Here is a 13,428-nt window from a genome sequence, read left to right on the forward strand (position 1 = left end):
CCGCGGGCCGGGGTCGTCAGCTCGGTGCGGAGGTCGGCGCAACGGAGCCTCGCGTGCTCGGGGTGACGGTCGTGATCGTCTTGGAGGGGGTTGGCGTTGGCGTTGGCGTGGTGTCAACCGCAGGCAGCTCGATCGTCGTCGTCAACGTGCCGAAGGCAGAAGCCACCTCGAGCCGCACCGTCCGTGGGTAGGCCGCACCCGGCACCTGGACGACGAATCGCCTCAACCCTTGCTCGGGATCCTCGCTGTCCTCGTCGATGGTGGCTTCCGCCGTGGTGCTGAGCTGCTTCGCGCGCAGTGTCACCTGCGTCTGGGTCTCGCCGTCCAGGCCAGGGGCGTCGAACACCACGGCGATGCCGGGGGGATCGCCGATCACCGGGCGCCGGATCTCGGTGTTGTAGAGGCGTTTCTGGCAATCGGACCTGCTCGAAGGGTGGGCCTGGGTGACTCTTGGTACGGCGCCCGGGTGCTGCTGGTGCCACCTCAGGGCGCGCTTGAGCATCGCGACGATGTCCTGGTCCAGACAGGCCTGATAGTCGTTGTCGGCGGGCGTGGGAGCCGGCACCGTCGAGGGCCACGACCCGTGCCCCGAGATGGCCAGGCACATCTCCACCACGACGGGCCAGAACGTGTCCTCGGGTGTCTTGTCCTGGGGCGCCTTGTCCTGCACCGTCGTGCACCGTTCAGGATCACCCGTCGCGGCAGCCAGCGCTCGGTACTGCTCGGGGATCACCGCGTCGCTCGGTCCCCAGGGGATATAGGCGAAACCGTCGTCCTCGTCAGTGTTCGTCGCGGTGGGTGTCGTCGGCGAGGTCGCCGCGTGCGTGGTAGGCCTCGCGAGGGGAATGACTTCGGAAGTGTCGGCCGAGGAGTGTTGAGTGTCGGACGTGTCATCGGTCAGCTGCGCTGCGACGACCACGCCCAGGACCGACGCGACGGCGAGGGCCAGCAGCAGGGCGATCGGCCGGATGGCGATCAACGTGCGAGCCAGGCCAGGAATTCTGGAGCCGGTGTCACGTCGACGAGGCGTGCGCGAGGCCATGTGGCGGCCCTCCCGGGCTGGGCGGGTGGTTCCCGCCGACCCTGCCCAGGCTGGCCGCGGTGCGCTGTAGCCCGACTGCAACCCGACTGCAGCCCGACTGCGGGTGGGCTGCAGGCCGCGATCCTTCGGCGTCCGATCGGGTCAGGCGCAGGCCGGCTCGTAGGCCCGACCCGGCAGGACTTCCTCGAACTCGTCCCGCGTCAGCACCCCGTCCCGCCTCGCGGCAGGCTCGAGCGAGCCACTGAGCCGGGTCGATCGTGAACGCCCGCAGCACCGAACCGGTCGCCACGATGAGGCGACCGTCCGGAGCGAACCGGGCGCGAGCCTCAGCGGCATTGACGTCGAGCGGCAGCGGGATCGCGACCTGTCGGAACGTCCGGGTGTCCCAGACGGTCAGCCGCGGCGGTTGACCGGCCGCGGCGATATAGCGCCCGTTCGGACTGATCGAGACGTTGATCACGCTGCCGTCGTTGGCCTGCAACGCCGGCGCGAACGGGCGACCGTCCGTGGCACCGAGGACCAGGAGCGTCCCCGCGGTCGTGCCCACGACGAGATAGCGGCCGGTGGGGTCCGCGACGGTTTCCCCTGGGAGCGCGGAGTTGGTGTCGACCCGCAGCCTGACCGCTCCGCTGGTGGCGTCGACGACCAGCAGATCGGACGCCGCACTCGACAGTTGCCGGGTGATCAGGAGGGAGCGGCCGTCCGGCGTCCAGCCTTGAACGCTGACCTCGATCTGGGCCTCGGGTGGCGGCAGTGGGGGGAGCCGGCGGACGACCCGGCGGGTGAACAGATCGACGATCACCGGTCCGGCGCGACTGGGAGTGCTCGCCGCGAGCCGGCCATCGGGGCTCACCCACGATGCCGTGTTGTAGTAGGGCGCGCTGTCGGACGACGGGTCGGGCGAGGGCGGATCGGTCAGCAGCTCGACGCTGCCGAGCAGCCGGCGGTCGGCGAGGTCCCACACCGAGGCGCCGAGATAGTCCGTCGTGATGAGGCGCTCCCCGCTCGGCCCGGCCCGGGCGCTGTCGATCGCGTTGGTCCCGTGGGGGCGTTCGGCTGCCGGCTCGATGGTGCCGTCGAGGGGGCTGACGAACAGCAGCCGACCGGTGACCTGGCCCACCACGATCGCCTGTTCCGTCGCCCACAAGGTGGTCGTCCGCGCACCGAGGGCGTCCGTGAGGACGGCCCCGACGCGACGCTTGCCCGTCATGTCCAGCAGCACCACGCCCCCGTCCACGCCCAGCGTGGCGAGTGTGCCCCCATCGGCGGACCATTCCGCGGTCGACACCCGCCCACCGTGCACGTCGTGCCGCTCCGGACGAGCGGTGATGTCGGTGCGCCAGATCAGCACGCTGGAGTGATCGGCGGCCACGAGCCGGGTCCCGTCGGGGGAGAACGCCAGCGCCTGTAGATCCCCGGAGGTGCCGGTCAGCTCCCGCACCGCCCTGCCGGTCCGTGAGTCCAGCAGGCGCAGGGTGCCGTCGAGGGACGTCACGGCGAGGGTGGCGCCGTCCGGACTCACCACGAGCTTGTGGACCGCCTCCGGCCGCTGCGGGTCGATGGTGTTCGGCGGCAGCGCAACGCGTCCCTCGACCACGCCGTCGGCCAAGCGCACCCGCACGAGCTCGCGATCGGTCAGGACGCAGGCCGCGTTGCCGCAGGCGGCGACGGTGATCGGCCTGGCCCCCAACGCGATCCGTCGCACCTCGTGGGCCGGGCCGTCCAGGGGCCAGATCAGCAGGCCGGGCGTGAGACCTCGGATGCTGTCCGGGGTCGCGGCCATGGCGACGCGGCGGTCCCGGGACAACGCCCAGCCGACGAAGAGATCGACCGGCAATCGCTCGAGCACCCGAGAGGTGGTGGCGTCGAGCAGCTGCAGGCTGCCGTGGCCTGCCTCCGAGGAGACACCGACCACCAGCCGCCCGTCGTGGGCGACGGCGATCTGGGAGCCGGTCGTCAGGACGCCGTTGAACGAGAACTCGCCGGGGGTCTGACCCAGCCGGGCCAGGGTGCTGCTGGGGCCGCCGAAGACCGACCACCGGACGACGTCGCCCGCATGGGTCACGCCGACAACGGATCTGGAGTCCGGGGCGATGGCGATCGAGTGGGCCCGACCCGGCGCGCGCAGGGTCACCGTGACGGCGTCGCCGCGGAGCAGGGTCGCGAACAGGTCGCTCTCGGCCTCCGGCGAGGGGTCCATGGCCAGTGCTTGTGCCGCCAGGAGCAGGGACCGGTCGTAGTCGCCACCGGCTCGGGCGAGCACCCCGAGCCGCGCGGCGTCCGAGGCCAGGGCCGACCGCTGGGCGGTGCGCTGCTGGGTGATCGCGTAGGCGCCGGCGGAGGCGGCGAAGGCGAGGGTGACGGCCAGGACGGCGGCGACCACGCGAGCCCGACGCCGGCCGTGCGACTCCCGGTCGGCCCGAGCGCGCTGGTCGTCGAGTTGCCGGTCGGCCTCGGCCGCCGACTCGGCCAAGAAGGTGCGCTCCAGCGTGGTGAGGTCCTCCGGGCCGGCGGCGGCGGTGTCGAGGGCGGCCTGCAACCGAGTGCCGCGATACAGCTCGCCGGGATCGTGATCGCCCTCCTCCCAAGCGGTTGCGGCTAGGGCGAGTCGCTCACGGATCTCCGCGCGGGACCGGCCGTCCTCGAGCCAGCCGCGCAGCCGCGGCCAACCGGTGAGCAGCGCCTCGTGAGCGATCCCCAGATCCTCGGCCCGCGCGATCACCAGCCGACGCTCGGTGAGCACGGCCAACGCCGCCGCGGCGGCCGGGTCGTCGGGCCGGACCAGGTCGGCCCGCCGGGCCCAGCGGCGTACCCAGGACCCGTTCTCCTGCAACGCCAGACGCAACAGCAGGCGACGGCCCGCGGCCCGCTGCGCGTCGTCCTCGAACGCGGCCCACGCCTCCTCACCGACCCGTTGCAGCGATGCCGCGACGCCGCCGCCCGCGCGGTAGGCGGCGACGGTCAGGGCCTCCCCATCGCGATGCTCCCAGGCGCGCACCAGCGCGGTGGACAGCACCGGCAACACCCCGGGCCGGTCACGGACCTCGGCCACGGCCAGGTCCGCCAGCGCCGGTTCGACCCGCAGTCCCACCCGAGCCGCGGGGTCGGTGACGATCCGGCGCAGCTCCTGCTCGTCCGGCGGCCCCACCAGCACCGTCGCCGGTCCGGCCCGGCGGGCCAGCACGGGGTGCCCGGCGAGCAGCCCGAAGAAGTCCGCACGCAGCACGAGCACGACCCGGGTACCGTCGCGGATCGCCTCGAGCAGCCGGTCGCCGAACGCCACCAGCCGCGCGCCGTCATCGGTGAGCAACGCCTCTTCCGCCTGATCGACGACCAGAACCTCCGGCCGGACGGCGAGCGCGCCGTCCAGGGCCTCGACCGGCTCGGCCCCCGGGACGATCACCGAGACGCCCCAGTCCTGCGACCCCGGAAGGGCGCCGGTCGCCAGGGCCGGGACCAGGCCGGCTCGCACCAGCGAGGACTTGCCTGCGCCGGACGGCCCCACGACGACCAGAAATCGCTCGTCCACGAGGCGGGCGGCCAGTTCGTCCACCAGCCGCTCGCGGCCGACGAACAAGGCGGCGTCCGCGGTGTCGTAGCGGGCCAGACCCTTGTAGGGACAGGGTCGCCGGATCTGCGCCGAACCCGCGAGCAGCCCGGGATCCTGCGCCAGGACTCTCGCTTCGAGCCGGCGCAGGAGCGGGCCGGGATCCACGCCGAGCCCGTCTCGCAGTTCGACGCGGGCACTCTGGTAGGCCTCCAGCGCATCGCCTTGCCGTCCCTGGCGGTACAGGGCCAGGATCAGCAGTTCCCACAACCGCTCCCGGTACGGGTCCTCACGCAGCCGTGCCTGCGCTCCGGCGGCCGCAGCCACGGGATCGCCCGCGTCGAGCTGGGCGGCCGCGAGCGCCTCGATCGCCGACCCGTACAGCTCGACCAGCCTGGCCGCCTCCGCTGCCGGGTAGGTCGTGTCCTGCAGATCGGCGAACGGTGCGGGCGGACGCCACAGCGCTGTGGCCTCGAGCAGCGCCGGTACGGCGTCGGCGGCCGGCAGGTTCGAGACGCCGAACAGGGTCTGCTCGAACCGGGTCGCGTCCACCACCTGCGGCGCGACCATCAGCCGGTATCCGCCGTTGCTGCGCTCCAGTTGAACGGGTGCAGCAGCGTCGAGGCGAGCCAAAGCCTCACGCAGCCGGGCGATATGGCTGATCAGCGTCCGTTCTGCGCTCGGCGGGGCGGCGTTACCCCACGCGGCGTCCACGAGGCTGTCGACCGGAACCACCTCGCGGGGCCGGACCAGCAGCGCGCAGAGGATCCGGCGAGGAACCGGGCCCCCCACGGATACCGCCCCGTCCGGGCCGTCGACCTGCAACGGGCCCAGTACCCGCAACATCATTCAGCAACGGTAGTTCGTCGGCAGGGGTTGCCGCATTCAGAGATCGTGAAGCACGGTCGATGTCGACGAGCCAGGAGTTGGCGTTTCATGGTCGTCGGTCGGGGCCACTCATAGGGTCGTCGCATGCTGGTCCGAGAAGTGGCTGATCACGAGTGGCATGTCGTTGCCTGGATGTGGCAGTGCTTCAAACACGACCTCGCGCCCATCGTGTCGGCGCTGCCGTATGCGGATGGCCGGTATGCGACGCAGGGTCTGCCCACGGCGACGACGCCGGACGTGGCGGGGTACCTGGCGCTGCAGAGCCATCCCAAGACCGGTGATCCATCGCCGGTCGGTTTCGCCGTCGTCGAGGGCCTCGAGGGCCCGCGACGCACGCTGTCCGCGTTGTGGGTTGCCCCGGTCGCTCGTCGTGCGGGCGTGGGGCTCGTGCTGGCACTCGACGTGATCGGTCGCCATGTCGGCCCGTGGGAGGTTGCCTTCCAGCACGAGAACGTGGCCGCCGGACGCTTCTGGCGACGGGTCGCCGATCAAGCGTTCGGGCACGGCCACTGGGTGGAGGAGCAGCGTCCCGTGCCAGGACTGCCCGATGTGCCAGGTGATCATTGGATCGAGAGTCTCTGATCCGGTCTGACCGGTGGCCCAGGACCCGCCATGCACCGTTGGTATCATCGGTGCATGGCCATGACGCTGCGGCTCGACCCCGACGAGGATGCCGCCCTCGAGCGTGCCGCGCGGGCGGCCGGTGTGTCCAAGATCGAGTTCGTCCGGCAAGCGGTCCGGCGGGCGGTGTCGGGTTCCGATCACGCCCTCCTCGAGCGGATGCTGGCCGAGCACGCCGAGACGTTCGAGCGACTCGGGGACGCGTGATCACCTACCTGACGCTGGACGATCTGCTCGGCTACATCGACGTGGCGGGCTGGGGGCCGATCCGCGACATCGGCCTGTTGGACAGTGCGTGTCAGCGCCCCCGATCGTCAGCGTTCGGCGTAGACGCCTACCCCGACCTGCACTCCAAGGCCGCGGCCCTGATGCACTCCTTGGTGAAGAACCACGCACTCGTGGATGGCAACAAGCGCATTGCCTGGCTGGCGACGCTGATGTTCCTCGGCCGCAACGGATTCACGGTGAATGCCGGCCCCGACAAGGAGACGGCGTTCGTGCTGGCCGCGGCAGCCGGTGAGATCGACACCCCGCAGATCGCGGCCCAACTGCAGGAGTGGATCGTTCCCCTCGAACGATGACTGGCGTGGGTGTAGTCCGGCGGCTCGCCTCACCTGGAGAGCAAGGCACTCGCTTCTGCGGTGCGCCGCGGTTTGGGGGTGCTGTCCGGGGGTAAGCGCGGTCCATGAGCGAAATCATCGAATCGGTGGACGTCGCGGTTCCCGTGCGGACGGCCTACAACCAGTGGACCCAGTTCGAGCAGTTCCCCCAGTTCATGGAGGGTGTGGAGCAGATCCAGCAGTTGGACGACACACTCACTCACTGGCGGATCAAGATCGGGGGTGTGGCGCGCGAGTTCGATGCCCGGATCACCGAACAGCACCCCGACGAGCGGGTGGCCTGGAACAGCCTGAACGGCGCCGACCATGCCGGGGTGGTGACCTTTCACCGGCTCGCTCCCAACCTCACCCGGGTGACCCTTCAGCTCACCACCGCACCGGAAGGCGTCGTCGAGACCCTGGGCGACAAGCTCGGCCTGGTGTCGTCGCGGGCCAAGCAGGACATGGAGCGGTTCAAGAGCTACATCGAGGCCCGCGGCACCGAGGACGGCGCCTACCGAGGTGACATCACGCCAGGCTGATGCGGTGCTGGCGGCTCGAGCCGTTCCGACGCGAGGCGGCGCCCGACTGGCAGGATCCGCGTCATGAGGCAGGACGGCGCCCGGCCCACCGCGGCTCGGTTGGGGGACCGTGTTCTCGCCTCGCTGTGGGACTACCTGGTGGTGTTGGGCATCCTGGCGGTCGGAGGCCTCGTGGCCTTGACGTTTCATGGCCCGGCGGCCCTGTCGGTCGGGCAGACCGATGCCGTCGTCCTGGCAGCGAGCGTGGCTCCGACCTGGGCCTATCTCACCGTGTCCGAGAGCGCCGTCCAGGCCACCTGGGGCAAACGGTGTCGCCGCCTGCAGGTCATCACCGTCACCGGCAGACGACCGGGGGTGGCACGGTGTGCCGTGCGCAACGCCGTGAAGCTGCTGCCGTGGCAACTCGCCCACGTGGCCGTCGTCCGTATGGTGCTCGAGGTCGACGACGCCGCGCTGACGGCGGTGGCGTACGTGGCCGGGGTGGCGCTGGCCGTGACCACGGTGTTGACGGCTTGGCGCACCATCGACCACCGGGCGCTGCACGACCTCGTCGCCGGGACGATGGTGGTGCCCACCCCAACAAACCGCGTCATGCTCCGCAGGTGACGCGTGATGACGGTCTGACAACGCTGTCATCACGTCATCCACGGAGCATGAGCGGTCACCCGCGGAGCATGAGCGGGTTGGGTGGGGTGTCGCGCGGCGGAACGCCGAGAGGCCCGGGAGATCCCCCTCGAGATCCCCCGGGCCTGGCCCGGCATCCGCGTCGGCCCACGCGGGCACCTGCGCGTGAGGTCAGCCCCAGCGGCTGCCCTGCTTGATGGTGATGGAACGCATGGCCGGCTCCCTTCGAGGTCCTGACGTCCGTGGTGGGGATGGATCTGGTCGGCCTGTCCTGGTCGTTCAGTCCGTCCCGGTCCGTGCTGCTGAGAAGAACCTCTCGCCCCGCCCATACAGCGCGCTGACAGTCCACTGACAGTGCCGTCGAGGCGTCCGGTCGAGTGCGGGCGCGCCGAACGGCCGCAGCCGCTCGGGCGATCACGTATCTTCCGTGCCGTGACGCCCCGCGGTGGCCAGGCGCCGGGATCCGAGGCCCGGGTCGACGTCCGCCTGCTCGGACCGCTCGAGGTGGACGTCGATGCCCTCCGGGCCGAGCTCGGCGGGCCTCGCCCCCGGGCGTTGCTGGCGGTGCTGGCCCTGGAGGTCGGCGCCGTGGTCGCCCTGGACCGGTTGATCGACGTGCTGTGGGACGGCGACGAGCCGGACGGCGCACGCAACGCCGTCCAGGTCTATGTCTCACGGCTGCGCAAGGCGCTGGGTGATGGCGGGCGGGCGCTGCGCGCGGGTCCGGGGGGTTACGTGCTGGACCTGCCGGAGGCCGCCGTCGACGCCGTCCGGTTCCGGCGGCTGGCGGACACCGGGCATGCCCTACTGCGCGAAGGTCGTGCCGAGGCGGCCCGAGAGGTACTCGGGCAGGCGCTGGCGCTGTGGCGTGGTGAGGCGCTGCCCGACCTCGGCGCGGCGGGACAGGGTCTGCGGGCGGGGCTGGAGGCCGGTCGGCTGGCGGTCAGAACCGCCCTGGTGCGGGCCGGGTTGGATCTCGGCCACCACCATGCGCTGATCTCGGAGCTCGAGGAACTGGTCCGCCGGCACCCGCTGGACGAACAGTTGGTGGTGCTGCAGATGACCGCCCTCTTCCGGGCGGGACGTCAGGCCGATGCCCTGGCCGCCTACGCCGCGGCCGCTCGGCGCCTGGCCGACGAGCTGGGGATCGACCCCGGCACCGATTTGCGCCGGATGCACGAATCCGTTCTGCGGCAAGAGGTGTCGCTGCCCGAGACCTCGACCGGCGCCGAGCCCGCCCCGCAGCCGCCACCAGCGGTGCCCTCGTCCCGACCGCCGATCCGACCCGGCAGGCCCCTGGTGGGCCGGGCAGCCGACCTCGCTCGCGTCCGGGCACACCTCACCGATCCGGCCGTGCGAGTGATCACCCTGCTCGGGCCGGGCGGTGCGGGCAAGACCCGGCTGGCCATGGAGGTCGCGACCCAGTGGCCGGACGACGTGTTCGTCGTCGCGCTCGCGGGCACCGAGGACCCCGCCTCGGTGGTGCCGGAGATCTGCCGTGTGGCCGGTGCCGCGCCCGCCTGGGCGAGCGAGCCGGCGCTCGACGTCGCGACCCGGGCACTCGGCGGGCGGCGACTCCTGCTGGTGCTGGACAACCTGGAGCAGCTGATCGACCGGCCGGGCACCGACCACCAGGGGCTGGCCGGCCTGGACGAGTTGATCGCTCGATTGCCGGAGCTGACCGTCCTGTGCACCAGTCGCTCCCCGGTCGGGCTGCCGGCGGAGTACCTGATCCCGATCGGCCCGCTCCCGGTGCCATCCGCGACGGCCTCGACCTGCGAGGAGGTGCTCGACAGCGACGCCGTCCGGTTGTTCCGGGATCGGGCGCGAGCGGCCATGCCCGAGTTCGAGGTGACCGAGCAGAACGCGGCCGACGTGGCAGCCGTCTGCCGGATGCTCGACGGCCTGCCGCTGGCGCTCGAGTTGGCCGCCGCCCGAGTGCGGCTGATGCCCCCGGCGGTGCTGGTGCGCCGCGAGAGCGGACGGCTCGGACTGCTCGGTGGCGGACCACGGACCCTGCCGGATCGACATCGCAGCATCCGCGCGGCCCTCGACTGGAGCATCACCCTGCTGGATACGGCCGAACGCGCCGTCTTCGCCGAGCTCTCGGTCTTCGTCGGAGGCTGGACCCTGGAGGCCGCCGAGGCGGTCTGTACCCCACTGCACGAGGGCACGCAGGTGCTCGACGTGCTCGCCCGGCTGGTCGATCGCAGCCTCGTGGTGGCCGACGGCAGCGGGCGATCATGGATGCTGGAACTGGTCCGCGAGTACGCGGCCGAGATGCTGACCCACCTGCCCGAGGGGGCGGCCGAGCGTGCTCGCGCGGCCCACAGCGCGTACTACCTCGAGCTCGCCGAGCGCCTGGGGCCGCAGTTCCGGGTGAATCTGGACGTCGAGACCCGGTCCGCTCTGGGCGCCGAGACGGCCAACTTCGCCGTGGTGCTCGGGCGGCTGCACGCCGAGGGTGACAGCGAGCGGCTGGCCCGGCTCGTCGTCGTCCTGCTCGACTACTGGTACTTCTCCGGTGCGTTGGGTGATGCCGACCGCTGGCTCGCGCTGGCCGAGGCCGGCGACGTCCCGGCGCGCACCCGCGCGACGCTGCACCTGTCGGCGGGCAGTCTGGCGTTCGTCTCGGGGGACCTGCCGCGGGCACAGGCGTCCTTCGACGCCGCGCATGCTCGTGCCCTGGAGGTCGGTGATGACCTCCTGCTGGCGCGGGCCTTGATGAATCGGGGCCTCGTGCATCGCTACGGCGGCGAGCACGCGCTGGCCCTGGAGCACTTCGACACCGCGCGAGGGCTGGCCGTCCGGGCCGGTGCCGACCAGCTCGTGCCGCTGATCGACAACGAGCGCGGTGAGGTGCTGGCCCACCTCGGCGCGGTGGGCGAGGGGCGGGCACTGATCGAGCAGTTCCAGGCGCGGGCTCGGGCCGAGCGCAGCCTGGGGCACCTGGCGACGACGACGGCCCAGCTGGCGCTGCTGGCGTATGCGGACGGCGAGCACGATCGGGCCGCCGACCTCGCCGGGCAGGCGCTGACGGCGGCCGAGCAGACCGGTCCGAGCCCGGCGCTCGGTGACGTCCTGGTCATCGTCGGGGTGCTCGCCTTGGTGTTCGGCGACCCGGCCCGAGCCGTGGCGGTGCTCCGCCGGGCCGCGCGGGTCAACAGCCAGCTGTCGCAACCCTTGGCCCTGCCGGACATCGCGAGCCTGCTGGGCGCCGCGCTGTCGCAGGCCGGTGAGGTCGTCGCGGGGGCTCGGCTGGTGGCGATCGGTCGCATCTGGCGGCGGGCCCGAGGTCTGGCGATCGGTCATCCCCTGAGCGTCGAGGTCATCACCCGCGCCGAGGCGGACGTCGCCGGGCAGCTCGGCCCGCGGCTCCTGCAGCAGGTGACCCGATCGGCACGCACCGCACCCTTCGGCTCGCTCGAGGTGCTGGAGGAGGAGCCGGCCTCGCCGATCACGATCGACCTCAGGTCGGTGTCGGCGCATCAGGAGCGGTAGCCGAGCGGCTCTGGGTCAGTCGGCCCAGCGAACGGTGATCGCTCCGCCCGACCCGGGTAACGGAAGCGAGACCGCCTCGTGCTCGACCGCCTCCCGCTCGGCGCCGTCGAGTGGCCGCCACGTCTCGATGGCCGCGATCCGGTCGGCGCGACGCCAGGTGCCGACGATCTCACCCGACACCAGGACGGCGCCGGGCCAGACGCGCGAGGTCCACAGCCGAGCCCGATGCTCGGCCTCGGGTACGAGCAGTTCGCGGTCGCTGCCCTGCGCCAGGTAGTACGCGTCCCCGCTCGGCAGCAACCGCGCGGACGCCGCCGCGAGGGTCGAGGCGGCCAGGTCGGCCGCGGCGCGGAGCGTGGGCTCGTCCTCGTCCAGTAGGAAGCGCTCGCCCAGGGGCGTGTGGACGGCCAGTAGTTCGCGGTCGAGTCCGGCGAAGGCCGCCTGGGCCTCGCGTGCCGAGATGCCGGCCCACTGCGCGAAGGTCTCGGCGTCCGTGGGGCCGTAGACGTGCAGGTAGCGCCGTGCCAGGTCGCGGCGTGCCTGGTCGGGCTCGACCTGTGGCGGCTCGATGGCACGGACCATCGGGGCGCGGGCGCCGTGCCAGCGGATCGCCAGCCGTCCCGTGGTGGTGGCGTATCGGATCGCATTCCCGATGCCGAGCGTCGCGGAGACCTCGCCATAGGCCAGCTCGCGCCCGGCGAGCACCCGGGTGACCGCGTCGGCCAGCTCTTCCGCGCGGCGGCGGCCACGCGCGTCGTCCGGGTGCCGGCCCAGGGTGAACGGCGCCACGTCCTGAGCGGCGATCACGTAGACGTTGAACCGTGGCCCCCACACCTGCATCAGCGAGGCGTCGTCGAGCGCGGTGGGCAGGGTCTGGGCCACTCGGGCATGGATCGAGAGCAGCGCGGCACGCGGCATGCTGTCCTGCAGCCCGGCCCAGGCGGCCCGACGCAGCGAGGCAGCGCTCCAGGGCAGCCGCTCGTCCAGCTCCTGCACGGTGCGTCGGTAGGCGAGCAGGTGACCTCGCGAGGCGCGCAGCGGTGTCCGGCTCACGAACCCATGCTGGCAGGGGTGCCCGGGTTCAGGGGATCAGGCTCAACAGGCGGGCCTGGACACTGCCGTCGTCCGACAGCCGGGCCTGGAAGGTGGGCTGTGGCGCCGTGGCCGGGCCATGGCGCACGCTGCCGTCCGTCAACCGGAAGGCGCTGCCGTGCCAAGGACAGACGATGCAGTCGTCGACGACCTCTCCCTGCGACAACGGCCCTCCCAGGTGGCTGCAGGTGTGAGCCAGGACGTGCACCTGATCGCCTCGGAGCACCACGACCACCGGGACGTCGCCGAGCATGCCGAGCGCCGGCCTCGAGTCGGACAGCTCGTCCAGCCCGGTCACCGCCGTCCAGTCCGGCCGGCCGTCGAGGGAGCCGTCCGGTGGATCACCGGCGCCCTCGACGAGGCGTTCGGGCAGCGCCGGGATGTCGGCCGGTACGTCGGGCGCGTGGTTGACCCCGGCGGCGTGCCGATAGCTGAGGTGTCCGCCCACCCCGGCCGCGAGCCCGGTGACACCCGCCCCGGCCACGCTCAACCATCGCGCACGACCCGATCGGCCTCGACGACGCTCGATCACGGACGCTGCGACCAAGGCGACCCCGGCGGAGTTGAGCGCCGCGTGGACGACGCCGATCCGCTGTCGCGGCCGGTCCAGCTGTGACCAGTCGGTCAACCCGGACGCCGCGGCCAGCGGAGCGCTGATCAGTCCGGCCGCGATCAGCGTTCCGGCCGTCTTCTCGAGCTGGTCTCTGGCCGGGCCTGGCGGCGTCAAGCCCCCGAGGACGTCGAGCAGCGCCGCGCTGGTCCAGAACCCGATCGGGGTCTGGGCCAGCGCCGGGTGCAGCGGGTGCCCGAGCCAGATGCCGTGCAGGGCATCGCGAATCGGCATCGGAAGGCGGTGCAACGGCGCCTCGGCCCGGCCCAGGGCGGAGTCCAGCCACGGCAGTGAGGCGATGCGGTCGAGTGATGAGAACACAGCCATGGCGCCGGGTTTCCCTCAGGACGCCGACGCAAACC

Annotated in this window: 10 protein-coding genes; 6 read left to right on the forward strand and 4 right to left on the reverse strand. The window is 72.2% G+C overall.

The window, feature by feature from the left end; genetic code table 11:
* Nucleotides 1-16 precede the first annotated feature (16 nt).
* Both IPK24_08530 and IPK24_08535 read right to left on the reverse strand, forming a co-directional pair.
* On the reverse strand, nucleotides 17-1,042 hold the full coding sequence (locus IPK24_08530) for a hypothetical protein (GenBank protein ID MBK8075593.1): 1,026 nt from the start codon (nucleotides 1,040-1,042) through the stop codon (nucleotides 17-19).
* Nucleotides 1,014-5,438 carry a winged helix-turn-helix domain-containing protein gene (locus IPK24_08535; GenBank protein MBK8075594.1) on the reverse strand — a complete coding sequence of 1,475 codons (4,425 nt, stop codon included), beginning with the start codon at nucleotides 5,436-5,438 and terminating at the stop codon, nucleotides 1,014-1,016. Before IPK24_08535 ends, IPK24_08530 begins: the two co-directional genes overlap by 29 nt.
* A gap of 123 nt (nucleotides 5,439-5,561) precedes the next feature.
* Here IPK24_08535 and IPK24_08540 point away from each other — a divergent pair, with 123 nt between their 5' ends.
* The 6 genes from IPK24_08540 (at nucleotide 5,562) to IPK24_08565 (ending at nucleotide 11,364) form a co-directional block, all read left to right on the forward strand.
* Nucleotides 5,562-6,059, forward strand: a complete 498-nt coding sequence (locus IPK24_08540) for a GNAT family N-acetyltransferase (protein ID MBK8075595.1) — start codon at nucleotides 5,562-5,564, stop codon at nucleotides 6,057-6,059.
* A gap of 54 nt (nucleotides 6,060-6,113) precedes the next feature.
* Nucleotides 6,114-6,305, forward strand: a complete 192-nt coding sequence (locus IPK24_08545; GenBank protein ID MBK8075596.1) for a ribbon-helix-helix protein, CopG family — start codon at nucleotides 6,114-6,116, stop codon at nucleotides 6,303-6,305.
* Entirely contained in the window at nucleotides 6,305-6,679 is a 375-nt protein-coding gene (locus tag IPK24_08550; GenBank protein MBK8075597.1) for a type II toxin-antitoxin system death-on-curing family toxin, read from the forward strand. The genes IPK24_08545 and IPK24_08550 overlap by 1 nt, the downstream gene beginning before the upstream one ends.
* A 104-nt stretch (nucleotides 6,680-6,783) precedes the next feature.
* Nucleotides 6,784-7,239 carry an SRPBCC family protein gene (locus IPK24_08555; GenBank protein ID MBK8075598.1) on the forward strand — a complete coding sequence of 152 codons (456 nt, stop codon included), beginning with the start codon at nucleotides 6,784-6,786 and terminating at the stop codon, nucleotides 7,237-7,239.
* A gap of 63 nt (nucleotides 7,240-7,302) precedes the next feature.
* Entirely contained in the window at nucleotides 7,303-7,845 is a 543-nt protein-coding gene (locus tag IPK24_08560; GenBank protein ID MBK8075599.1) for an RDD family protein, read from the forward strand.
* Between the two features lie 450 nt (nucleotides 7,846-8,295).
* The gene (locus IPK24_08565) at nucleotides 8,296-11,364 is read left to right on the forward strand and encodes a winged helix-turn-helix domain-containing protein (protein ID MBK8075600.1); all 3,069 of its coding nucleotides are present in this window, start codon (nucleotides 8,296-8,298) and stop codon (nucleotides 11,362-11,364) included.
* 15 nt (nucleotides 11,365-11,379) lie between these two features.
* Here IPK24_08565 and IPK24_08570 read toward each other — a convergent pair whose 3' ends face one another.
* Both IPK24_08570 and IPK24_08575 read right to left on the reverse strand, forming a co-directional pair.
* A complete protein-coding gene (locus IPK24_08570; protein MBK8075601.1) occupies nucleotides 11,380-12,417 on the reverse strand; it encodes a winged helix DNA-binding domain-containing protein in 1,038 nt (345 codons plus the stop codon).
* Between the two features lie 28 nt (nucleotides 12,418-12,445).
* The gene (locus IPK24_08575) at nucleotides 12,446-13,393 is read right to left on the reverse strand and encodes a Rieske 2Fe-2S domain-containing protein (GenBank protein ID MBK8075602.1); all 948 of its coding nucleotides are present in this window, start codon (nucleotides 13,391-13,393) and stop codon (nucleotides 12,446-12,448) included.
* Between the last annotated feature and the right edge of the window lie 35 nt (nucleotides 13,394-13,428).

The sequence above is a fragment of the Kineosporiaceae bacterium genome (genome assembly GCA_016713225.1).
Classification (GTDB): Bacteria; Actinomycetota; Actinomycetes; order Actinomycetales; family Kineosporiaceae; genus JADJPO01.